Genomic DNA, 23,141 nt, shown 5'->3' with positions numbered 1-23,141 from the left:
GCTTTGTCACCGACGCATTGGGCTCCAGTGGTGATGCACACTATCGGTGCGCCCCTTGGACTGACGATGATGAACTCTACTTTGATAAGTTACGCTTTAGACATGGTCGCTAAAAGTTAGCCGTCATCGGCGACACGCGACATATCGTAGAAACAGCGGCGGACTCTATCCCGTTGCTTAATGGCGCGTGTGCACCGTATTATCTAGCCGAGACAATACACTCCTCAGGCTTTCCAATCAGAAAGCCCTGAACCTGATCACAGCCCCAGCGACGCAAAACCGACAGCTGCTCCTCAGTTTCGACCCCTTCTGCAACAATGACGAGGCCGAGGCTCTTGCCCAAACCGATCGTCGCCCTAACAATTGAGGAAGATGAGTCGTGACTATGCATTGTAGCGACGAAGCTCCGGTCGATCTTGATCTTGTCGAAGGTAAACTCTTTGAGATTGCTGAGCGACGAGTGCCCAGTTCCAAAGTCGTCCATCACGACCTTAGCGCCGCGCGTTCGCAACTCTCTTAGGGTTGCAAGGACGTTGTCCCGCTGAAAGCCCAAGAGCGTGGCGCTTTCGGTAACTTCAAGTTCCAATCGGTCGAATTTGAACCGGCAACGCAGTGCAGCCTCACATATCTCAGCCACAAGCCCGACGGAGCGAAACTGTATCGGCGACAGATTGATTGCTAGCGACAACTTTGGATTCCAAGTTGATGCAGTACAGAGTGCGTGATCGATCATCCATGAACCGATAGTGTCGATGAGTCCGCAAGACTCGGCGATGGGTATAAAAATGTCCGGTGATATTTCCCCAAGACTGGGATGCCGCCAGCGAAGCAGTGCCTCATACGCGACGATCTCTAACGAAGCTGTGTCAGCTATTGGTTGGAAATCTAGGTGCAGTTCGTTCGCCGAGACGGCATTCTCAAGATCCCTCGCAAGCCGAAGGCGCTGGCTAGCTTCATCTTTCAAGTGTTTGTTATAAATGCGCGCCGTATTTCTGCCGTCGGACTTGGCTCGATACAACGCAAGGTCCGCAAGCTCGTAAAGTTCGTCTCCAGTTTGGCCAGGCTCAGAAAGCGCTACTCCCACGCTCATCCTGATCGCGACACCCTCGTCCGACGGTGCTGACGCCATCTTATATATACGAGAAAGGAGTGCTTCTGTAGCCGCAGGTTGTACATGCGCCACTTGAATGACGGCGAATTCGTCGCCACCAATACGGGCAACTAGGTCATCGCTGCGGACACACGAAGACAGCAGCTGTGCCGTACGCTTGAGCACGCGGTCTCCGCCCGCATGACCCATTCGATCATTAATAGCCTTGAACGCGTCCAGATCGATGGCAAATAACGCTACGACGTCCCCGGTCCGCGCGCTGCGGGCAAGTTCGTGAGCAAGACGATTTTCAAACAGAAAGCGGTTCGCAAGTCCAGTCAGCATGTCGTGGCTGGCTAGGAATTCCGCGCGACGCTCTGCAGTCCGACGACTCTCCACCGCATTCCGATATTCGTAAATTCCACGCGCCAGATCGCCAAGCTCGTCGGTTCGCTCAAGTGAGGGTACGTCTCCGTAGCTTTCACCAACCCGGAACTCGCGCAGTCGCGCGGCCATAACTGTGATCGGCAATACCAGCCTTTGACGAAGCCAGATGGCCATGCTGAATATGACAACCACGATCCCGAGTCCGCCGAGCAGTACCGAAATGATGTCCCGGTGGCTCTCACGTCTGTTTTTTTCCGCTGCCTTCCAGATCGCCGAGGTTAGTTCTTGTCGCGCATGACTACGGCTCGCCTCCAAGGCCGTTAGCGCACCTAGAAAACGTGGCATTGCAGCTTTGATACCGGATGGTCTGAACCGGCTCATCTCTATTAACTGGTCGGAGACCATAGCAAATACCGCCGCGGCTTGCTGCCCCTCCTGAATAGGCGCCGATCCTACCTCCGATCGCATATCGGGAAATATAGTCGCTTGCGCCGAATGTCGTTCGAACTCCGCGATCTGCTTGTGCAAGTCCTCCCAGCGCGCGCTAGGCACCTTTACGCCTTGTTCTGCATCCCGGGTTAGGCGACCGACATCCTGACGCAATCGTCGTTGTGCCTGATCAAGCCTATCCTGTTGCCCTAGAATCTCGCTGAGCAATGCTATGCGTACGTCAGCATGATGGATCTTGTTGCCAACTGAAAGCCCGGTTGCCAGTACGGCTAGCGCCATGATGATGACAGCTGCGCACGCTATGGATACACGCGCCGATATCGATAGCCGCACACACTTCTCCCCGAGAATCTCGCTTAGGGTCAAAGCGTTACGTTATGGCGAGAAGATCACACTTGCGCCACCTGCCATGCTCAAATCGAGCTTACGGCACGCAGCAACCTTGTAGATGGGCGAGCAACGCGAAAGGCCATTGAGGACAATTTCAACATCGAGGAGACCTATATCCGGCCTACATTACGCCCGGCGCTTCTCGAATTCGGCCCCTCGTTCTTTTTGGGTAAGCAGATGGAAAGGGAGCTGTACGATTATCAGTAAGGCCTGTCCGACATTGCCAGATGGAACATTCACCCGCATTGCGGCAACTACATCGCGGCCAGACATTCGAGACTGCGAGATCATGCAGCGGCTGTCGTTCTGATAACCCGCCGCGGCATCATCCAGAAAGGTAGTTTTTGATGCAAGCCCAAGACGTTCACCTTCCCGCAACGACGATCTTTGGAAGTGTCGTGATCGGTTCCACGGTGATTGCCCGAAACCACGTCTCGGCGCCTTCGGATTGCAGCTGAATGTGACCATGCGTTAGCGGCCGCCGAGTGCCGTCGGTCGCGATCGTCGCCAAGTCGTGCACTTCGGCGACTGGTACGCCGTTTACAACATGCACCGCGCGGCTGCCAACGACATACAGGTCGAGCGTGTTCCACGCGCCGACGGGGCGCTCCGCATCGGTCGCGGCCTCGACGTTCCAGGTCGGGGTGCTGTTGACGATGTCGATCTCGCGGCCCCCGGCGCGGAAGCGAAGATATGGTTCGACCAACGATGGATCAAACTTCACGCCGGTGCGCCCACGCACCTTGCCGCCTACCGCGACGATCATGCCGGTCGATCCGGTCATAATTTCGAACTCGACGGATGGACGCCAAGTCCCGAAGACTTCGCCGGGGGTGCCGTGGGTATGATAAAGCAGCCCGTTGTTGCGCGGCAGCGTCGCACGTGGCGCCCAAGTCTTCTCCCCCCATTTGAACTGCAGCCGCAAGTGATAGTCGCGAAGGTCGACGGTGTTGACGAGGCTACCCCAGGTCTTGCCCTTCACCCAGATCGCAGGAGCACCATCCACGGAGCGCACGGCGAAGTCGCTGCTGGTGTCTCGGTTGGTACCGATCGGCGGCGCGTCTGGGTTCGACTGATACGTGATTGAGGGGTCGGCATAGCCGAGCCAAGGCGCCCAGCCCTTCAGGCTGCGCCCGTCAAACAACACGGTCGGCTTGCCGGTCGGCACGGGTATGTCCCTCAGCGTCAACCGCTGCACTGAATTTTCCGGTTCGCCCGCAATGGCACGTGCACGGTCCCTTGACGTTTGCGCAATCGCGGGGGCGGACAGCACCAGAAGCGCTGCCAATGCTCGATCAAACCACATAAACATTCGCCCTCAATCATCGTTCGACGCGCGACTACTCCATTTGCCTAGTTGTATCGATACTAGTTGAAAGTTGGCGTGCACACTTGGATCGTTGTGGGGCTCACCGCTGCTGCTCGAAGGAGAAAGTTCACCCGCCGTCTCAGCGATCCGGTTACTGCACCAAAATTCGTTTAAGAACGCTAACGGTGTCCCGAAAAGGCAAAGCGAAATTCGGACCTGAAAGTTGGTTAATTATGTGTGATCGAAATACGATGATCATGCTAAGGCAGCAGCTAAAGCGCACGGTATCGCTCGGAACCTCGGCGATCCACACGCAGCCATTAACGGGGCGGGTGGATCATATTTCTCCTTTAATTTAAGAGTAATCGACGTCGGCAACATGTGTAAGCAGCTAAGAGCGACCAGCCTCTACTGCCCCAGTTGGCACAAACCGCCGATGACCTCATAACGCGCTTTTTGTACCGACCGAACTCGCTAGGACGGCGTCTCAGGGCGAATGCTGAAGGCGGGCTGCAGCCAAATTGCGATAAAGCTGCGGCCCTAGCCGCCCCGTTACCCGGGAAGGTTTGGGGGGTTAGCAGTACCCTATGGTCATAAGGCTGAAACACGAAACTCCTGATTTGCCCAACAAGTCCGGTTGTCCTGGACGGAACAACCCAAGCCGCGCCACACTTCGTGTCGACACCATCGTACAACTGCGTCAAGCTATTACGATGCGTAACTGTGTTCGCAACAGCTAGGAGACCAAGGCTTTACACGCTTTTTGGGGCGACGTTCCCCGCCATCCCCTGCTCGACAATCGCTTCGATCCTAATGAACTTATGCCACGCAGTCGGTCGTAAGTGATCCGTGAGACGGTCCGAAGAATGCCGGCTCCCGTCTACGCCGCTCATTGGGGAGCTTGTTAGCAAGGCGCCTTGGCGCGGTGTGAGCAGTAGGTCCGGTAAGCCAGGCCTGGCCACCACAATCGCGTCGGGTCGCCCAAGTACGGACCGATCGCTTGGGACATGTTCCCCCCTCCGCCTGCAACTGATCTCAAACCTTACCCTACGCTTGGTGCCCGCTCAATTCTGAACCGGCATCCCGCTCGAACCGTTGGTTCCATAACGTTGCGGATGCAGAAACCGCAGTGACCACAAGAAACGCCAACGTGAAGTCCCTCAGCGCCGGAGTCCCGCGTCCCGATCCCAACATCCCGACATGCAACGCCGCCGCCCCGACGCAAATGCCGAGCGAAAGCATTAACTGTTGGAACGTTGCATAGAAACTAGTCGCGCTACTCATGCGAGTCGACGGGATCTCGTCATAGGCGATCGTATTGTACGCCGAGAACTGGAACGACATGAAGAAACCCGACAACATCAACACGCCGAAGACCGCCGGGATCGGCCAGTCGGGGCGAAACAGCCCGCACACGGCATAGCCAGCACTCGCGCCGATCCCGCCGACGATCAGGCTATTGCGAAAGCCGAACCGCCGCAGCAGCCGCGGCGCGAGCCCCTTCATGCACAGCGACCCGATCGCCCCCGCCACTGTGATCGCGCCGCTCGCCGCCGCGGTCATCCCGAAGCCGAGCTGCAGCATCATCGGCAGCAGGAACGGCTGCGCGCCCTGCGTGATGCGCGTCAGCGACCCACCGATCACCGACAGGCGAAAGGACGGGATCCGCATAAGCGAGAGGTCGAGGATCGGGTCAGCGCGGCACTTGGCATGGCGGATGTAGAGAATACCGGAGACTAGTCCAATCCCGATCAGGATCAGCGCGTGCGCCAGTTCCCCCGTCCGGCTCGTCATTTCGAACCCGAACAGCAGGCAGCCGAGCGACACCCCCGAAAGCAAGAAGCCGGGGACGTCGAACTTGGCGGGGCGATCCTCGCGCACGTTGCCGATGTAGCGCGTCACCAGCACCACCCCGAGCAACCCGATCGGTACGTTGAGATAGAAGATCCAGCGCCAGTCGAGATAGGTGACGATCGCCCCCCCCACCGGCGGTCCCAGGATCGGCCCGATCAGCGCGGGCATGATCAGCCACGACATCGCCTGGACCATGTCCTCCTTTGCGACGCTGCGCAGCAGGACGAGCCGCCCGATCGGGATCATCATCGCACCGCCGAGCCCTTGCAGGAAGCGCGCCGCCATCATGAACGGCAAGCTGGTGGCGAAGCCGCACAGCATCGATCCGCCGACGAAGATCAGGATCGCGGCGCGGAACACGGTGCGCGACCCGAACCGGTCCGCAAGTCGCCCGCTCGCCGGGATGAAGATCGCCAGCGCGAGCAGATATGAGGTCAGCGCCGACCCCATGCTGGTCGCGGGCACACCGAAATCGCGCGCCATCGTCGGCAGAGCGGTGGAGAGCACGGTCGCGTCCATCTGTTCCATGAACAAAGCGCAGGCGATAATCAGCGCAGTGACGCGGTAGTTGCGCGGCGTGTGCGGGACGGTGCCCGGCTCCTTGGCAACCTGCGCGATCGTGTCCGCGGCGGGGAGGATGCCGTCGCGGATCTCACTGTTGATCGCGGCCAGCCCGCGACGGCGCAGCCTCATGCCTGCCACCCTCCGCCAAGCGCCTTAAATACGTCGACCTGCCGATCGACTAGCAAGGCGTCGGATGCCGCCAGATTGGCCTGCGCGCTGGTCAGCGCGGCCTGCGCGGTCAGCAGCGAGAGGAAATCGGTCCGCCCGAAACGGTAGAGTCGCCCCGCCTGATCCGCCGCGGTCGCCGCGCTCCCCTGCGCGCGCGACAGCGCCGCGTTGCGGTCGGCCTCGCGCGCATAAGCGGACAACGCCGTTTCGGTCTGGCGCAAGGCCTCCAGCGTCGTGGAATCGAATTGTGCCAGCGCCTGATCGGCGGACGCCCCCGCCTGCGCGATCTGCGCGCGGACGACCGGGCGATTGGGGAAGCTCCAGCTGATCAAAGGTCCCAGCCCGAGGTGAAAGGCGTTGCCCGACCCCAAAGCCGACACCGGGCCGGTGAAGCCCGCCGAGCCGCTGAGGCTCACCTGCGGGTACAGGTTGGCGGTCGCCATACCGATCCGCGCGGTAGCGGCGGCGAGCGAGCGTTCCGCGCAGCGGATATCGGGGCGGCGGCGGATCAGCGCCGCACCGTCGCCGATCGGCAGCGGACGCGTCAGCGCGGGCGGCCGCGCGCAGGTGGCGACGTCGCGCGGGTAATCCGCGGGCGCGCGCCCCATCAGCGTCGCGAGCCGGTACAGCGCTGCGGTGCGGGTCGCGATCTGTGTCGGGATCAGCGCCGCGCTTTGCTCGACCGCCGAGCGCGCGCGGGTGACGTCGAACGCGGTCCCGCGACCGCCGCGTTGCAGCCGCAGCGTCACGTCGAGCGTCTGGCGTTGCAGCGCGAGGATCCGATTGTTGGCGGCGAGCACCATGTTGGCGGTGCAGGCGGCGGCGTAGCTGCGCGCGGTCTCGGCGGCGACGGTCACGCGGACGTTGTCGCGCGCGGCGGCGACCGCTTCGGCATCACCCTGCGCCGCCTCGATCCCGCGCCGGATCCGCCCCGACAGGTCGAGCGGATAGGCAAGCGAGATGCCGAGGTTGTAATCGAGCGTCCCCGGCAGCGAGCCGCCGGTCGTCGTCAGGCGATCGACCGAGGTCCCGCCGCCGAGCACGGTCGACAGCGTCCTGCCCGCCGCCACTTCCGCGACCACCCCATCCGCGCGGCGCAGGTTCGCGTCCGCCGCGCGCAGATCGGTGTTCGCGGCGAGCGCCTCGGTGACGAAGCCGTCGAGCCGTGCGTCGCCGTAAAGCTGCCACCAGCGATCGGGCAGCGGCACGTCGGCGAAGACCTTGTCATGCCCGCTGTCGAAACTGTTCTGCGCGGACGGGCGATTGACCGCCGCCGCCTCCGGAAGCGCGTAATTCGGTCCGGCGGTCGTACACCCCGCCAGCGCCAGTGCGATCAGCGCGGGCAACGTCCGCCGCGGTGCGGTCCGCAGGCGCGTCATGCCGCCACCACCGGCTGACCAGCCTTCTGCTCGACCGTCACCGTCGCGGTCCGCCCGACGATCAGCGAAATGCCTGCGGGCACTTGCCCCAGCTTGACCCGCACCGGAATGCGCTGCGCGAGCCGGACCCAGCTGAAGGTCGGGTTGACGTTGGGCAGCAGGTTGGACGTGTTGGTCCGTTCGCTGTCGTTGATCCCCGCGGCGATGCTGTCGACCCGCCCGTGCAGCGCGCGTGGCTCGCCCATCAAATGGACGACGACCGGATCGCCAAGATGAATCCCGCCGAGCTTGGTCTCTTCGAAATACCCCTCGACGCGAAGCGAGTCGGTATCGACCAGCGCCATCGCCTGCGTGCCCGCCGCGATATAGTCGCCAGGGTGGAGATCGAGGTTGGTTACGATCCCGTGCACCGTCGCGCGCACCGTCGTCCGCGCGAGATTGAGCGCGGCGGTCGAGCGCGCGCTCTGCGCTTGCGCCAGTGCCGCCGAGGCGGTGGCGACGCGTGCGACATTCTGTTCGTGCGTTTCCTTCGCGACCAGATCACCCAGCGCCAGATCGCGTTGCGCCTCGCGTCGTGCCTGCAGCAGAGTCGCGCGCGCACTCGCGATCGACGCGTCCGATTGCGCGAGCGTCAGTTCGAACCGCGGGCGATCGACCACGAACAGGATGTCGCCGGGCTTGACCGATTGATTATCATGCACCGCGACTTGCGTCACCAGCCCCGCCACGTCGGGCGTGACGCGGACGATATCGGCGCGAATGCGACCGTCGCGCGTCCACGGATCGGTCTCGTACCGCCGCCACAGCCAGATCGCGACCAGCACCGCGAGCGCGACGATGATCAGGGTGATGGCGGACCGGCCAAGCGGGGCGATCAGCGATTTCAGGCGGGCGGAGGTCATGCGGAAGGTCCGGTCAGCAGGGCGAGCAGCCCGAGGAGAATGATGAACAAGGCGACGTCGACGAGCGGTCGATAGGCGACCAGGCGATAGACCCCGGCAAAGCCCAGCAGGCGTGACACCGCAGCGGTCAGCAGCAGGGCCGCAACGCCCAGCAGCAGGATGGTCGGCAGATACACGCCACCGATCGAAACCTCACCGATCATGCCGTCAGCTCCACGCCCGGTTGATAGGCAACCGCCTGCGGAAAAAGGTTACGGCGCAGCGACGTCAGCGCGAGCACTCCGCTGCGGTGCCGCTCGGGCAAGCTCATGCCGAAGCCGGTCAGCGCGCGATCGATCCCCGCGAGCAGCGCCGGTTCGGGCGGCGCGGGCTGGTTGGGCCGCAAAGCGCGGTAATGCGTGCCGACGCCGAGCAGTACCGGCGTGATCAGCGCGTCCTCGGTCGTCGAGCCGTCCAGCCGCAACTGCCGCAACTCGCCGACCGCGACGCCGATCCGCAGATCGGCCAGCGCATCGAGCAACGGCTTCCCCGGGTCCTCGCCCTGAAGCACAAGGCGCGGCGCGAGCAGCCCGATCCGGTCGAGCATCCGCGCGACCCAACCCGCCGCATCGGGCCGCCCGCGCGCATCGCTTCGTGCCGCGAGTTCGCGCCAGCCCGCCCGGATCAGCCGCCGCGCGCTGGTATCCGCGCCGATCGTCTGGAACAGGCCGACGGTGACGACCGCGAACAAGGTCCCCACCAGCTGCGATATGCCGCCGTTGATGAACGCGTCGAAGCTCTCACCGAAGCGATCGTTGAGCCCCACAGTGTTGAGCCCGCCGAGCAACGCGCCGAGCGTGATCAGCAAGGTCGACGGTCGCGCCAGATACATCCCGCCGATCAGCATCGGCGGTGCCAGCACCGCTGCCAGCGTGACGAAGTCAGTCACGCGCGGCAGGATCGCAAACGCATAGACCGCCGCAACGACCAGCCCGACGATCGTCCCGTAAAAGAACGCCATGATCGCGGGCGCCGGATCGTCGCTATTGCCGAACAAGGCGCAGCACACCCCCGCGATCAGCACTGCCCCCGCGCCGTCCGACCAGCCCGTCCCGATCCAGAAAGCGCAGCCGAGCAAAATCGTCGCCACAGTCCCGCCAGCCGCGCGCAGCGCAATCCCGCGGTCGCGGTGGAGCGGACGCCGCGCGGCGCGCTTGAGCAGCGCGGAAACCCCCGGCGTGACGGGCGCGCGCGACGGCGAACGCATCTGGTCGCGCAAATCGCGCGCGTTGCGATGCGCGTCGATCAGTTCGGCGAGACGCGCGAGCAAGCTGAGCCGAAGCGCATCGCGCCAGATCATCGATGGCGCGGGGGCGGGTTCAAGGGCGCGCGCACGCGCGATCAGCGCGTCAGCGGTCGCGCCGCGGTCCGCGGTGGAGGGCGGATCGCGCAGCCATTCGCGGACGTCCGCGATCAGTGCGAGCGCCTCGGGCCGCGGCGCATCGGCACTGCGCAAGAGCTCGCCGATCCGGTCGTCCACCGCGCTCGCTAGCGGGAGCAGCATCGACAGTTCGGCCTGAAGCGCGCGCAGCGTGCGCACGCGCGGCAGCAGCCGTGCGGTGTCGAACGGCAGATGGATGGAAAGCTGATGCAGCTCGTTGATGTCGAGCGCGAGGCGGCGGCGGTCGCGGTCGAGCGCCGCATCCGCCGTCCCCGCCAGCGAATCGCACGACCAGCGTTCCGCATCGCCGAGGATCGTGTCGATCCGCGTGAGCAATGTCGCGGTCACCGTCTGCGGGAAGACCAGCCCGTGGACGAGACTGCCGCACAGGATGCCGATCGTGATTTCCTGCACGCGCAGCGCCGCCGTCGTGAAGATAGCATCGGGCGCATTGACCGACGGGAAGCCGATGATGCTCGCGGTATAGCCCGCCAGCAGGAATAAATAAGCGCGCGGGGTCCGGTCCAGCAGCGAGATGTAGAGGCACAGGCCGAGCCACAGCGCGAGACCGAGCGAGAGCAGTTCGGGCGCGTTGACCAGATTGGGTACCAGCCCCACCGCCGCGATCGCGCCCAGCACCGTACCGGCGACGCGGAACACCGCCTTCGACAGCACCGCGCCCGCAAGCGGCTGCGCGACAATGTACGACGTCGTTACCGCCCAGTACGGCCGCGTCAGCCCGATCCGAAGCGCGATATAATAAGCCAGGATCGCCGCGACGAAGCACTTCGCCGCGAACAGCGCTTCCCGGCTGCCGAACCGCGCCCCGATCATCGAGCACGGTCCTGCTGAAAGCGCGTCCCGACTTTCTCGGCAACGCGCAGCGCAGTCGCGAGATCGTCATCACTAACGCCGTCGAGCATCGTCCGCCGCAGCGTTTCGAGGGTCGCTTCGATCCTCGCGACCAGTGTGCGACCATGCGGGGTCAAACGGATCCGGCTGACCCGCGCATCGTCAGTGTCACGATGCCGCTCGACCAGTCCGCCCTTCACCATTTGGTCGAGCGAACGGACGAGCGACGCCTGAGTGACGTCGAGCTCATTCGCCAGATCGGTCTGGCGCGCATCGTTCCCCAATCGCCCGACCTGGATCAGCGCCCAGCCGATCGAAGCGGACAGCCCCATGCCACTGAGCGCACCATCCGCCGCCTGCCGCCACATCCGCGCGAGCGGCAGAAGGGTGCGAGCGTAGGAAGACTCAAGCGCGAGGCGTGGCAATGTCATTAGCGTGCTAAGTAATATTCTTTCGTCCCGCTGCAACGCAGCAGGGCGAACTTTTGGCACAAATTTGTGATTGCCTTGCGAAATCTGACGCTACAGAATTTCGCCCCGCGCAGAAACCGCTGCTTAACTGCGTTCGTGAGGTAGGAGGCTTAAAGCCGAGGTAGCTCTTCTGCCCAAAGCGGCGAGTCAGTTGCCCCCGTCACGTCCGCGATCGCTGTTAGGTCGTGGCCTACGTCGAGGAAACGATAAGGGGATTGCACGTGATGCACGCGACCCTAACGCGCCCGACCTTTTTGTATTACTAAAAAAGACGCGTCCGGAAACCGTAGAGAACTACGGCTCCCGAACGCGAGTGGGGGGGACATCGATAGGTCCACGCCGTCAAAGACGCAGCGCCAAATCAGTTACGCATCCGGAACGTCAAACCAAAACGGCGGTCGTTCAGTTCGTAGTTGCGCGGATTAGTAGCATAATATTGATAGCTGTCATAGCGCGCCCGCAACAGGTTAGTCGCGTCGATCGTAACAGACACCTTAGGCGTGAAATTGTAAGAAATCGACGCATCGAGCTGCCCAAACGCGCGGTTGTAGATTGGAATCCCGCCTGTTCCGTTGCTCGCGCTGTCGAACAGATAACTGCTGCGCCAGTTGTACGCAGCGCGTGCGCTAAACCCGTACTTTTCGTACAGACCGACGAGATTGTAGCTCCACTTGGACAAACCCTGCAATTCGGTCGGCACCGCCTGTCCGGTAATCAGCGTGCCGGTCGCGCCGGGGGCGTTGCTGTCGACATAGGTCACGTTTGCTTGCGCGCCGAGACCGGCGAGCGGCCCCGGCAGGAAGTCAAAGAAGGTGTTACCGCCGATTTCTGCGCCCTTCACCGTCCCGCGCGTCCCGTTGACGAAGGTCGTCGTGCGGAACGTTTGGTCTGCCTGCCCCGGCACCGGATAGGTGACGTTGGACACCGCCGCCTGGGTAAAGTTCTTTAGCTTCTTGTAGAATAGCGTGCCGTACAGGAAGGTCGTGCGCGACGCGTTCCATTCAAGCGCGAGATCCGCCTGGTCGACCGTCAGCGGCCGGAGCAGCGGGTTGCCGCCGGTGCCGGTGTTCGTGTTGTTGGGCGCATAGCCCGTTACCGTGCTCGAACCGTCCGGATTGGTGACAGTGATTTGGGTGTAGCCGATCGACAGCTGACGATTGGCGTTCAACTGGTTAAACTCGGGACGCGCCAGCCCCTTGGATGCACCGGCGCGAAGTTGAAGCCGGTCGGTGACATGCGCACGCAGGTTCAAGCTCGGCAGCACCTTCGTGTAGGAGGAATCAACCGAATAGGGCTGATCGACCGTAATCTGGTTGCTCGTCGCCAAAAGGTCGGGGCGATACGACAAGCGCGTCGCGCCCGCCGCCGCGGTGTCGGTCTTGACGACGCGCACCGCGATGTTCCCGTCGATCGGCAGACCCGCGTCAAACTTGAAATATGCCGCAACATAGCCCGCGTAGGTCTTCTCGCGCTGCGTATTGATATCCTGCGGACTGAATGTCGTCAGCGCCCGACCGCCGAGCGACTGAAACGCAGCCGCCGGATCGCCGAATACCGATGCATCGACATAGGGGACCGCGCCGATGATCCCGGCGCCGGCCCCGCCGAACAGCGCATCATAGGGTGCTGCAATGCCCGGGACGCCCGGGCTTGCCAGCGTCAGGCCGGGCGTTGCCGCGGTCCAGTTATACGGGCTGCTACGATTGATCGCTTCGCGATCGGTATAGCGCACGCCACCCTGGATAGACGTCAGGATGCTGTTGTCGAAATCCCATTGGAGATCGAGCCGACCAGCCTTTTGCGTCGCGACGCTGTCTTCGATATGGTCCATCACCGCAACGAGGTTGTATGCTGACGGATCGTAGATGGACGAACCGCCCGGCGGGCTCTGGAACGTGATGCCGGGAAGGTCGCCGCTCAGGTCGAGGTTGTAGCCCGCAAGGTTCTTCTGTCCGAACGCAGTGTAGCTCTGCACGCTCGCGGTCGCGCGCTCATATTGCAGGTCAACGTTGACGTGCAGCCGATCGGTCGGCTTCCACTTCACGCCACCCGAATAATCGGTGGTAACCGTCCGCGAATTGGCCAACTGCGTGTTGTTCTGCACGTTGAGTGCGGTGTTGACATACGGCGGCTGCGAATAAGCGGGGACGAACCCGTTGAATCCGCCCGACACGAACGCGCCATTGTTGAACGCGAATGCGCCGTTGGGCTGCATGTAGTTGAGATAGTCGCTGCTCGTGCTGTTCGTCACGAAGCTGGCGTAATTCGGCGTCGCGATGTCATATTTCGAGCGGAAATAGGTGCCGTACACCTCGACATTGCTCGCTGGCTTCCACTGCACTGCGCCATACAGGCCCTGGCGCTTGCGGTTGCCCTGCGTCACCTGGATGCCCGCGCCGTCGGGCACCGAGAGCGTCTCGCCCAAGCGGCCCGGGATCGCGGTGGTGGGCACATAGGGCTCGATCGTAGCCTGGTCACGGCGGAACGCGCTTTCGTAATAAGAGACGTCGACCAGCACGCCGATCTCGCCGATCGGGGTGTTCCAAGTCTTGCTGGCGAGCACCGAGCCGTTGAAGCGTGGCTCCTTCGACAGGTCAAAATAGTTCGTGCCCATGCTGGCGGAGAGAACAAAGCCCTTCTCGTCGAACGGCATGCGTGTGCGCAGATTGACGAGACCGCCAATTCCGCCTTCAATCTCCTTAGCCGATGGGTCTTTGTAGACGTCGACGCCCGCGAGCAGCTCGGAGGGCACGTCCTCGAAGCTGAGCGAGCGACCGCCGCTGCCGCTGAACACGTCCCGACCGTTAAGCGTCGTCTTGACCTGGGTCAGCCCGCGGATCGCGATGGCCGAACCTTCGCCATAGTTGCGGCTGATCTGGATGCCCGAGATGCGCTGGAGCGCCTCGGCGATGTTCTTGTCGGGGAGCTTGCCGATGTCGGTCGCGGTGATCGAGTCGACGAACTGGTCGGAATTGAACTTGATCGCCTGCGCGGTCGCAAGGCTCTTACGGAAGCCGGTGACAACAATGTCCGGCGATGCTTCCGCTGCTGGGACAGCGGCGGTCTGATTGTCGGCGTTGCGTGGGACCGATCCATTCTCCGGCGTCGGCGTGGTCGACTGGTCGATGGTGGAAAGCGGCGGCGCGTCGGCGGCAGGAGTTACCTGCCTTGCCGAGGCCGGGGCGGCGATCGCCACCAGCGATACACCGAGCAATAGGCCCTTCCCCAATTCCGCACGGCGAACACCAGCTACACCTACCATAGTCGCTTCCCATTCAAGCCAAAACCCCCGCATACGCAGGGTAAATCGATCAGCAGGAAAAGATGCCGGCACATGCCAATCCCCTCCCCGAATGAGCCTCTCTCGCTTCACCACAGTGTCGAAAAGGTCTCGTAGCCGGCTCGCTACCCTCCGTTGACAGCGTGGTCAATGTTTTTGTGGATAGGTGCTCATAGAGTTCATATATAAACAGTCAAACGGACCGGTCGTTGTACGTACGGCCCAGTGGTCCCACTGCCGCCATGCGAGATGTATTGATGACATTTGCCGCTCCCAATACGCCAATCCGCTCGATCTTGATCGTCGGCGGAGGCTCGGCCGGGTGGATGACTGCCGCTGCGCTTGCGCGGACGCTGCCGCGCGGCTCGTGCCGGATCACGCTAGTCGAATCGGACGCGATTGGCACAGTGGGCGTTGGTGAGGCAACGATCCCGCCGATCCGACAGTTCAACGCCTTGCTCGGGATCGAGGAGGACGCGTTCATCCGCGCGACGGGCGCTACCTTCAAGCTGGGGATCCAATTCGAGAACTGGGAAACACCGGGGACGCGCTATTTTCACCCGTTCGGCCGGTTCGGCGCGGACATCGGCCCCCTGCCATTCCATAGTTATTGGCATGCGCTGGCACGGCGCGATCCCGCGTCCGCAGGGTCACTCGCCACCTACAGCCTGCCCGCAATGGCCGCAGCCGCCGGCAAGTTCTGCCGACCCAGCCCGGACCCGCGCAACACGCTCTCGAACATCAGCTACGCGTTCCACTTCGATGCCGGTCGTTACGCCCGCTTCCTGCGCGACCGCGCTGAAGCGGACGGAGTGGTGCGACTGGAAGGCGTCGTCGTTGATGTTAATCGCAGCGCGAACGGAGACGTGGCGGGCGTAACGTTCGCCGACGGGCGTTCGCTTGATGCCGACTTTTTCATTGACTGTTCGGGGCTTCGAGGCCTGTTGATCGAAGAGGCGCTGGCAACCGGATATGAGGACTGGCGCCACTGGCTGCCGTGCGACAGCGCAATTGCATTGCCCACCACCCGGACTGGCGCACCTTTGCCATATACCAGATCGATCGCGGAAACCGCGGGATGGCAATGGCGGATTCCGTTGCAGCATCGCGCCGGTAACGGCCATGTCTTTTGCAGCGCCTTTTTAGATGCCGACTCCGCAGAGGCTCAGTTGCGTGCGAGCGTTGTAGGAACACCGCTCGCCGACGCGCGACGGTTGCGGTACACAACCGGGCGTCGGCGTAAGGCGTGGAACCGCAACGTGCTCGCAATCGGACTGTCGGCCGGCTTTCTTGAGCCGCTCGAATCAACAAGTCTGCATTTAGTTCAATCGGCGATCACGCGGCTGCTCGCGCTGTTCCCCGACCGTGCCTTCGCCGCGCCGGACGTGGACTATTACAACCGTACCACTGCGCTAGAATATGAACGGATCCGCGATTTCCTAGTGCTGCACTATCACGCCACCGCACGCGACGATTCCCCCTTCTGGCGACATTGCCGTACGATGACGATCCCTGATACGCTGTCGGCGCGGATAGACCTGTACCGCAGTCGCGGGCGCTTCTTCCCGGCCGAGCTCGATCTGTTCCTGGAGCCAAGCTGGATCGCGGTGATGGAGGGACAAGGCCTTACCCCGGATCTGCCTGATCCGCTCGCCACGCTTCAAAGCGAGCGCCTCGCTGCCCTCCTGCCCCGCATACGCAACGCGATTGCACAAGGCGTGGCGGCGATGCCGGACCATGCCGCCTTCATCACCGCAACTTGCGCTGCGCCAACGCCTTGAGGCGGATCGACCCTGACTAGCGATATTGCCCCGTTGTCACGCGCAACAGCACCGGGCGATCGATAAACGTCAGACCGTAATCGGTCTGGTCTCCATTCCATACGCGGTCGACGACGAAAGTGCCGTCAACCATCCGCCCTTCTTCAACCCGTAGGATTATCGCATTTTTTGGTGCGCCGGCACCAGGAGTGAAATCGAGGCGGACGTGATCGCCGGCGACGAGATACTGGTTCGGCGCGATGTGCGCGACCACCGCACCGCCTACCGCTTCGGCGGCCCAGGCGGGCGGCACGGAAGCGATCCAGGTGTCGGTGCGGTGCCCGAACTGCCACTCGCCGTAGCTTGCTTTGATTGTCCAGCCGCCCATTGTCGTCGATTGCGGCGACCCGTCGTCCGGCTTGGCACTGCCCCAGGTCGGATGCTCGAACGCGATCTTGGCCCAGTCACGCTGCATCCCGGCAAACAGGCGGTACGGCGTCGCGAAGGCATCAAGTGTCGCATTGTCGAGCGTCTTTGCGCCGAGCGGATAATTATAGAAACCCGTGTCATCCATCCCGAACGGCGCGAACCCGATTGCCCCACGCCCGAACGCGGCCCAAGCATACCGGGCATATTCCGCCGCATTGCCGATCTCGGGCACCGCCAACGCGTTATTGGGTCGGCGATATGCGTCGAGGTAAGCGAACACGTTGGCGCTCTTTCGTTCATAAATATCAGGCGCTTCAAAATCGATCGCGGGCGCGGCCGCCTTCCAGATTTCGACCACGTCCTGTTGTGGTCCGCCACTCGCCACTGCGGTTGGCTCCGGCACCTTGAAGGGGTCAGCGAGCGCTGCGTTAACGTACATCGGCAACGGCTTAATTGCCTTCCCTGCCTCCGCCAGCACGTTGCAATATGCCGCAGTGTACCAAGTGTTGAACGCGCGATCCGCCTGGGTGCCATAAGCCTGCGCCCACGTCCCCTTGCGCCCTAGCCCAGCGGGCACAGGCGCGACAAATAGCTTCTGCGCGGCCGGACCGAAATCGCGCGGCACGCCGTAGCTGCCGGTTTCATTCTCAACCTGCACGAGGATCGTCGTGTTCTGCTGATCGTGATCGCGCAGATACGTCATCAAGCCCACAAACGCCCGCTTGTCCGCTTCTAAAGTCGTGCGTGCATGCGGCGACAGGACATAATGGTCCGTCCCGTCCGGCTTTTTCATACGGGGAAAGCGGCTGTTATTCTCCTTGACCCAGTCGGGCACATACCCCGGCGCGGTGTTTTTATACGCCCCGAACCACAGCAGCACGAGCCGCTTGCCGTGCGCCCGCGCCTGATCGAGCAGCGCCTGGACAATACTGTAGTCGAACCGCCCCTCAACCGGCTCGACCTGCTGCCAAGCGATTGGCACCTCGACCGTGTTAGCATGGATCCGGTCAACGGTCGGCCATACCTTAGGCAAGGCAGCGGCGTAATTACTTGAATTATTGACCTGCGCACCAAGTATCAGGAACGGCGCGCCATCCACTATCAGCGCGTGACGACCGTTCTTGGAAACGATGTGGGGAACCTCGGTCGACTGCCCAAATACCGGCGTCACAGCAAGCATCAACCCCGCAAATACTGCTAGCGACGCCGTAGTGCGCGATGCGGTTGTCATGACGTGTTCTCTCCTGTTCCTAGGTTCCCTACATGATCGCGAACGTGTTCACTTTCGTGGGCAACCATCTCTCTACGTAGGACACGCTTCGCTTTAGTACCGCGTCAATGTGACCCATGGCTGCACCGTTTGCGAGCAGCAATGGTGATTCCGTACGTCTGACTGCAGCGCTCTAGCGATGCACTGGTGAAGCAATTGCTCATGGGTAAACACATGTGGCCGGCGGGCGGCAAGGCGTCAACTGACAAGGCGCATGGCTGAGCAGGGCAAACTGCCGCCGAGAGCCGCACGAGGACTGAACCGCTAAGCCTACAGATGCTCGTCGTCACTGCAACGCTGGGAATCCTGTCGCAATGCAAAACCGCAGATCGAGGGTTACCACAACTCTGCGCAACGTTCGGCCCATGACCTGATGCGCCTTAGATCGATAAGGTAACGCACCATTGTTCGAGCAGATTAGGTATGCGAAGGGAAACGCCGCAGGTGGCAACTGTGGGGCAATGTCTCGCGCGCAGCACCGTCCACGATTGAAAGCTGGCCGACTGGCCGCCTTGCTGCTGGCAGGGCCCGCTAGCGGGCAATTAGCAGTCCCCAGGGGCTGCCCTGATATCAGCTGTTCGTTCAGCGCCAGCGAAGCGGCGGTTGTGTACTTGCCGTCGGACCGGTTTAAGCCGACGATGGATAATGTTACGGCGGTTAATGAAGGGATTTGATCCATGCTTGAGCTGACCGTTGCGGCGCCCATATCCCTTGACGGCGGAATACAATCTTCGGGAGTAATGCCCGCGCTAATGGCGATCCTGCTCAGCGCCAGCAACGCCGCTTTTGCTCAGGGTACGGCCGGGCTACCCACCACCCCTATCTGTCAGAGTTCGCCGGAGCGAACAGCGGCAAAGGACAAGGACTGGGGCCCATGGCTTAAGCCGTTCCGTGCCAAGCTTAATGCAGGATTTCGGCGAGCGCTACATCTATGCCGCAGCGAACCGCGCGTTGCCCCCGCCGAAAGCCGGCGAGCGCCGCGTGGTATTCCTTGGCGATTCGATCACCGATCGCTGGAACTTAGCGGCAAGCTTCCCCGGCAAGCCCTATGTGAACCGGGGCATCGGCAGCCAAGTGACTGCGCAAATGGTCCTGCGCTTTCACCAAGACGTCGTTGCATTACAGCCAAGCGTGGTGGTGATCTTGTCAGGGATCAACGACCTACAGGGCTTTCTTCAGCAAGAGACGCCCGAGCAGATCGAGACCAATTGGGAGACCATGGCCGATCTGGCCGATCGTCATGACATCAAGCTGGTGTTCGCCTCGTTGCTGCCGGTCAACAACTATACCGACAGCGCAAGGAACGTGCTTAACGAGCGCAACCCCGTCGCGTTGCGCACTCTAAACGCTTGGCTTCGACGTTTCTGCGCGACCCGCGGCTACGGCTATGCCGATTATTACGCACAGGTAGTCGACCGATCTGGACTTCTACGCCATGATCTAACCGACGACGGCATACATCCTCTCGCCGCCGGATATGCGCGGATGACACCGGTGGCGGAAGCGGCGATAGAGCAAGCGTTCATTGGGTTGAAAAACCCATAACTGTTCTTGCCTTACCCAGGTCGAAGTTGCGTCCACCCAACCCACGAACGTCATCGTCGCGCTAGGCGACCCGATCACCGAGGGCTATGGTTCAACCAACAACGCCTTTCGTGGCTGGACCGATCGGTTGGCGGAGCGGCTGGCGGAGCGACCGGGGAAACAACCCTGGGCGGTGCTGAGAATTCAGGAATTTGAGGCAATCGTCTGCTCGGCTATGGTGCCGGTCCTAATGCACTGGCACGGTTTGACAGAGACGTGCTGGGCGTGCCCGGCGTCAAGGCCGTAATCCTGCTTGAGGGCATCGACAACATCGGCCGCAGCTTCAGCCCCCGTGGGCCAAGCGACCCGGTAACGGCCGACGCGCTGATTGCAGCGGACAAGCAGATCATCGAGCGCGCGCATGAGCGCGGCATCCGCGTGATCGGTGCCACGCTCACCCCATACAAGGACGCGGGTTACGCGGGCGAGCAGGGCGAAGTGGTGCGGCAGGCGCTCAACAGATGAATACAAAGTTAGGGCGCCTTCGACGGCGTTATCGACTTCGCGTCGTCCGTCGCCGACAGAGCCGACCCCCCGAAAATTGCCGCACGTTTTAGCGAAGGTGATAAGCTTCACTCGAACGATGCCGGCTATAACGCTATAAGCGGAGATAGCTTGTCGGGTAATAGTTACCGCGTTGCTCGATATCTTCTTTGGCAACGCTGTAGCCGTCCCAAACCCTGCTCCATTCCAATCAGCAGGATTGGTTGTCGACCGCTCAAGATTCTCGCAGATATTAGACCTATGTCTAATGTTTCGCTCGTTTTTTGGCGGTACGCTTGGCTTGCGCTAACCAAGTAGAAAGCGTTGGTGTGCATATGTCGATCACGCAGTTCATCACGATGTTTCGGACGGGTTGGGCGGGGTTGGGCAGGCTAAGAGCTAGGCGGATACAGCGGCAAGTATGAAGCACGATGCCGCATCGAAGCCGCTCGCCACCTCGTGGCCTTTGCTAGATACGCTTGCTGCCGTACAGCAAGAAGCCGATCACTACCGCACCAGCGTGGAGATGGCACAACATATCAGTTGGAGCGCAGATGCAAGCGGCGCCATCCGTACCGTCAGCGCATGATGGGCGGAGGTTACCGGCATCGATGTCACCAAAGCGCTAGATAGCGGCTGGCTTGACGCACTCTACCCAGACGACGTGGAGCGAACCATGTGCGCATGGCGCTTGGCGCTCGAGACGGCATCGTCGATAGACGTCGACTATCGGCTGCGGACGTCCAGCGGTTATCGCTGGTTCCGCTCCTGTGCGTCACCCCGCTTCGATCACGACGGGGCGGTGCTTGCCTGGTTCGGGACGTTGGAGGATATCGACGATCGAAAGCGGGCCGAGACTGCGTTGCTCGCAAGCGAAGAGCGTTTCCGTTTAGCCGCAGAGGCGGCGGGCATCGGCATCTGGGACTACGACGCCCTGCTTGGCCGTCGCCTCTGGTCGGACGTATTCCGAGCACTGATCGGCCTCGCCCCAGATGTGCCGGCAGAGCCTGCCACCGCGCTCGCCTTGGTCGTTCCGGAGGACCGACCGATCTTACAACAGCTTGTCGACTCAATCAGCTACGGCGACACTCAGCCTCGCTTCGAGTTGACGGTCCGCATCCACCGCGCCAACGATGGCGAGCTTCGCTGGATGCAGACGAGTGGCTGGCGAGTTAAAGCGGCGAACGGGCGGATAGAACGCATCTTAGTTACCGTCCGAGATGTCACCGAGCAGCTTACGGCAGAGCGGCGCATCCGCTGGGCGGCTGAACACGACCATCTGACCAAGCTTACCAACCGCGCCGCCTTCAACCGCTTGCTCGAGGACTCGATCGAACGAGCGGATCTGTCGGACGCAGCAGGGCTCACGCTCACTTTGTTCGACGTCGACCATTTTAAAGAAATTAACGACACAGTCGGGCATGACGGCGGTGACCTGCTTCTGCGTGCCGTCGCCGACCGGCTAGTTACGGCCCTCGGCGACGACGCAATTGTGGCGCGCCTGGGCGGGGATGAGTTCGCGGCGATTGTAGAAGGCTCGCTAAGTAAACCGGCGGAGGATCGCATTCGACTTGCGCTTCGCGCGCTCCGCGAACCGGTCTTGGCCGACTCGATCACGCTCGAGTGCCAAGCAACGGCGGGTATAGCCTGTTACCCACAGGACGGGCACAGCGCGAGCGATCTGCTAAAGACGGCTGACCTCGCGCTTTACGCCGGTAAAGCGAGCGCGCGTGGCGAACTCTCGCACTTTCGTCCGGAGATGCGTGCGAACATGCAGCGCCGCACATCAATGCTTTCCGTAGCCCGAATAATCGCACACGATGATCGGGTGATGCCCTTCTATCAACCGAAAGTCAGGCTGAGCGACGGTGCTCTGTCGGGCTTCGAAGCGCTGCTACGCTGGCAACACGACACACTGGGTATTCAGGGGCCTGACACGATCGCTGCCGCATTTGACGATCTAACAGCAGCTACGTCCCTTGGTGAGCGGATGTTGCAACGGATTTGCGCTGACCTTACGCGCTGGCGCGACAACGGCCTAACGCTGACGCGCGTGGCGCTGAACCTGTCGCCGGCCGAGTTCCGTCGCGAGGATCTGTTCGACCGCATCATGGGTCAGCTACATAGCCACGGGCTACCCGCGACGCTGCTTGAGCTCGAGGTAACCGAAAGTGTGTTCCTCGGCCGCGGCGCAGAGAGCGTCGGAGACACATTAGCCTCCTTCCACAATGCCGGGGTCACCGTCGCGCTGGACGATTTCGGCACAGGCTACGCCTCACTCAAACACCTGCGAGAATACCCCGTTGACGTCATTAAGATTGACCGCAGTTTCGTCGCAGACCTTCTAACAGATCCTGGCGATGCTGCGATCGTAAACGCGGTGCTGGGACTGGCAAATCAGCTTGGCATTGATGTCGTAGCCGAAGGCGTGGAGACCGCGGAGCAGGCGGCCTATTTGCGCACGCGAAACTGTAGCCATGCGCAAGGCTACCTGTTTGGCAGGCCCATGCCCGCGGATGAAGCGATCAAGTTTCTTGCCGTTGCCGCGTAATGGCGCGTCCAAAGCCATCAAAGAAGTGGAACGCTACTGCGATGAAGCCGATGCAAGCAGACATCCTTCCGTAATGTAACGAGACGCAAACCCGGACATTCGTGCGCCCTTCCCAGCTCCCCAATATCAGATATTCTTTCATTTCGCCGCTGACCCCTTTGGCTCCTGATCTTCCATCATCAATGACCGGATTGGTGGAAAGCGGACGTTTGGGTGTGCGCGGTCTCTCAGTAGGCGTTGGGCGAGGCCCCCGGTAAGCGGCAGAGGTGCGCGAAAGCGGCGATTGTCCCAGCGTCGTCTGATCCGTGGCTTTGGAAGTCGACGTTGAGGTCACGGGACACGAAGTTCTGACCCCATCCCATACCGCTCACCCGTTGTAGGAATAGCGCAAACGCCGCAGAGTTGGGGGCAGTCCAAAGGAAATAATTGTGGCCCTGGGCCCGGAGTGGGTATACCCGGTTCCGGACAAGTTAAGGGCGGGTGATGCCTGATATTTCACAGTCGCACTAGCGGCGGGATAAACCTCTACGGCAAAGTCCCATGTGCCTT

The 23,141-nt window shown here is 61.8% G+C and carries 15 protein-coding genes and 1 pseudogene; 6 read left to right on the top strand and 10 right to left on the bottom strand.

All coding sequences use genetic code 11. The annotated features are described in order from the left end of the window. Window positions 1-199: 199 nt before the first annotated feature. From AC3WJR_RS18195 to AC3WJR_RS18155, 9 genes are all read right to left on the bottom strand, one after another. A complete protein-coding gene (locus AC3WJR_RS18195) occupies window positions 200-2,206 on the bottom strand; it encodes a putative bifunctional diguanylate cyclase/phosphodiesterase (protein ID WP_492726791.1) in 2,007 nt (668 codons plus the stop codon). A gap of 475 nt (window positions 2,207-2,681) precedes the next feature. Next, entirely contained in the window at window positions 2,682-3,515 is an 834-nt protein-coding gene (locus AC3WJR_RS18190) for a 3-keto-disaccharide hydrolase (protein ID WP_492726789.1), read from the bottom strand. Between the two features lie 1,158 nt (window positions 3,516-4,673). Further along, window positions 4,674-6,173, bottom strand: coding sequence for an MDR family MFS transporter (locus AC3WJR_RS18185; RefSeq protein ID WP_492726787.1), 1,500 nt, complete (start codon window positions 6,171-6,173; stop codon window positions 4,674-4,676). Next, the gene (locus AC3WJR_RS18180) at window positions 6,170-7,591 is read right to left on the bottom strand and encodes an efflux transporter outer membrane subunit (protein ID WP_492726785.1); all 1,422 of its coding nucleotides are present in this window, start codon (window positions 7,589-7,591) and stop codon (window positions 6,170-6,172) included. Before AC3WJR_RS18180 ends, AC3WJR_RS18185 begins: the two co-directional genes overlap by 4 nt. Then, window positions 7,588-8,493: an efflux RND transporter periplasmic adaptor subunit gene (locus AC3WJR_RS18175; protein WP_492726783.1), complete on the bottom strand. Its 906-nt coding sequence runs from the start codon at window positions 8,491-8,493 to the stop codon at window positions 7,588-7,590. Before AC3WJR_RS18175 ends, AC3WJR_RS18180 begins: the two co-directional genes overlap by 4 nt. After that, entirely contained in the window at window positions 8,490-8,696 is a 207-nt protein-coding gene (locus AC3WJR_RS18170) for a DUF1656 domain-containing protein (protein ID WP_492726781.1), read from the bottom strand. Before AC3WJR_RS18170 ends, AC3WJR_RS18175 begins: the two co-directional genes overlap by 4 nt. Beyond that, window positions 8,693-10,747, bottom strand: coding sequence for an FUSC family protein (locus tag AC3WJR_RS18165; RefSeq protein WP_492726779.1), 2,055 nt, complete (start codon window positions 10,745-10,747; stop codon window positions 8,693-8,695). Before AC3WJR_RS18165 ends, AC3WJR_RS18170 begins: the two co-directional genes overlap by 4 nt. Next, window positions 10,744-11,196: a MarR family winged helix-turn-helix transcriptional regulator gene (locus tag AC3WJR_RS18160; RefSeq protein ID WP_492726777.1), complete on the bottom strand. Its 453-nt coding sequence runs from the start codon at window positions 11,194-11,196 to the stop codon at window positions 10,744-10,746. The genes AC3WJR_RS18165 and AC3WJR_RS18160 overlap by 4 nt, the downstream gene beginning before the upstream one ends. Before the next feature lie 400 nt (window positions 11,197-11,596). After that, window positions 11,597-14,449 carry a TonB-dependent receptor gene (locus AC3WJR_RS18155; protein ID WP_492726775.1) on the bottom strand — a complete coding sequence of 951 codons (2,853 nt, stop codon included), beginning with the start codon at window positions 14,447-14,449 and terminating at the stop codon, window positions 11,597-11,599. Window positions 14,450-14,772: 323 nt separating this feature from the next. On the opposite strand from AC3WJR_RS18155, the gene AC3WJR_RS18150 reads away from it, so the two are divergent. Further along, window positions 14,773-16,296 (top strand): tryptophan halogenase family protein, encoded by a 1,524-nt coding sequence (locus AC3WJR_RS18150; RefSeq protein ID WP_492726773.1) that lies wholly within the window; start codon window positions 14,773-14,775, stop codon window positions 16,294-16,296. A 16-nt stretch (window positions 16,297-16,312) separates the two neighbouring features. Here AC3WJR_RS18150 and AC3WJR_RS18145 read toward each other — a convergent pair whose 3' ends face one another. After that, the gene (locus tag AC3WJR_RS18145; protein ID WP_492726771.1) at window positions 16,313-17,935 is read right to left on the bottom strand and encodes a DUF5597 domain-containing protein; all 1,623 of its coding nucleotides are present in this window, start codon (window positions 17,933-17,935) and stop codon (window positions 16,313-16,315) included. Window positions 17,936-18,877: 942 nt separating this feature from the next. Between AC3WJR_RS18145 and AC3WJR_RS18140 the strand changes: the two genes are divergently transcribed. From AC3WJR_RS18140 to AC3WJR_RS18120, 5 genes and pseudogenes are all read left to right on the top strand, one after another. Next, the gene (locus AC3WJR_RS18140) at window positions 18,878-19,519 is read left to right on the top strand and encodes a GDSL-type esterase/lipase family protein (RefSeq protein ID WP_492726770.1); all 642 of its coding nucleotides are present in this window, start codon (window positions 18,878-18,880) and stop codon (window positions 19,517-19,519) included. A 255-nt stretch (window positions 19,520-19,774) separates the two neighbouring features. Continuing rightward, on the top strand, window positions 19,775-20,023 hold the full coding sequence (locus AC3WJR_RS18135; RefSeq protein ID WP_492726768.1) for an SGNH/GDSL hydrolase family protein: 249 nt from the start codon (window positions 19,775-19,777) through the stop codon (window positions 20,021-20,023). A 439-nt stretch (window positions 20,024-20,462) separates the two neighbouring features. Then, window positions 20,463-20,630: a hypothetical protein gene (locus tag AC3WJR_RS18130; RefSeq protein WP_492726767.1), complete on the top strand. Its 168-nt coding sequence runs from the start codon at window positions 20,463-20,465 to the stop codon at window positions 20,628-20,630. A gap of 12 nt (window positions 20,631-20,642) precedes the next feature. After that, window positions 20,643-21,770: pseudogene (locus AC3WJR_RS18125) on the top strand (diguanylate cyclase domain-containing protein); the annotation flags it as partial. Between the two features lie 30 nt (window positions 21,771-21,800). Beyond that, window positions 21,801-22,592 carry an EAL domain-containing protein gene (locus AC3WJR_RS18120; protein ID WP_492726974.1) on the top strand — a complete coding sequence of 264 codons (792 nt, stop codon included), beginning with the start codon at window positions 21,801-21,803 and terminating at the stop codon, window positions 22,590-22,592. The last annotated feature ends 549 nt before the right edge of the window (window positions 22,593-23,141 follow it).

It is taken from the genome of Sphingomonas sp. FW306-05-A (genome assembly GCF_058782275.1).
The sequence above is the reverse complement of the archived record's forward strand: the minus strand, read 5'-3'. Positions and strand labels throughout refer to the sequence as shown.

Excerpts from the sequence above, each read along its gene's own strand:
- AC3WJR_RS18195 (WP_492726791.1), bottom strand. The coding sequence starts at position 2,206 with ATGGCGCTAGCCGTACTGGCAACCGGGCTTTCAGTTGGCAACAAGATC.
- AC3WJR_RS18185 (WP_492726787.1), bottom strand. The coding sequence starts at position 6,173 with ATGAGGCTGCGCCGTCGCGGGCTGGCCGCGATCAACAGTGAGATCCGC.
- AC3WJR_RS18180 (WP_492726785.1), bottom strand. The coding sequence starts at position 7,591 with ATGACGCGCCTGCGGACCGCACCGCGGCGGACGTTGCCCGCGCTGATC.
- AC3WJR_RS18175 (WP_492726783.1), bottom strand. The coding sequence starts at position 8,493 with ATGACCTCCGCCCGCCTGAAATCGCTGATCGCCCCGCTTGGCCGGTCC.
- AC3WJR_RS18170 (WP_492726781.1), bottom strand. The coding sequence starts at position 8,696 with ATGATCGGTGAGGTTTCGATCGGTGGCGTGTATCTGCCGACCATCCTG.
- AC3WJR_RS18165 (WP_492726779.1), bottom strand. The coding sequence starts at position 10,747 with ATGATCGGGGCGCGGTTCGGCAGCCGGGAAGCGCTGTTCGCGGCGAAG.
- AC3WJR_RS18160 (WP_492726777.1), bottom strand. The coding sequence starts at position 11,196 with ATGACATTGCCACGCCTCGCGCTTGAGTCTTCCTACGCTCGCACCCTT.
- AC3WJR_RS18150 (WP_492726773.1), top strand. The coding sequence starts at position 14,773 with ATGACATTTGCCGCTCCCAATACGCCAATCCGCTCGATCTTGATCGTC.
- AC3WJR_RS18145 (WP_492726771.1), bottom strand. The coding sequence starts at position 17,935 with ATGACAACCGCATCGCGCACTACGGCGTCGCTAGCAGTATTTGCGGGG.
- AC3WJR_RS18140 (WP_492726770.1), top strand. The coding sequence starts at position 18,878 with ATGCAGGATTTCGGCGAGCGCTACATCTATGCCGCAGCGAACCGCGCG.
- AC3WJR_RS18130 (WP_492726767.1), top strand. The coding sequence starts at position 20,463 with ATGAAGCACGATGCCGCATCGAAGCCGCTCGCCACCTCGTGGCCTTTG.
- AC3WJR_RS18120 (WP_492726974.1), top strand. The coding sequence starts at position 21,801 with ATGCGTGCGAACATGCAGCGCCGCACATCAATGCTTTCCGTAGCCCGA.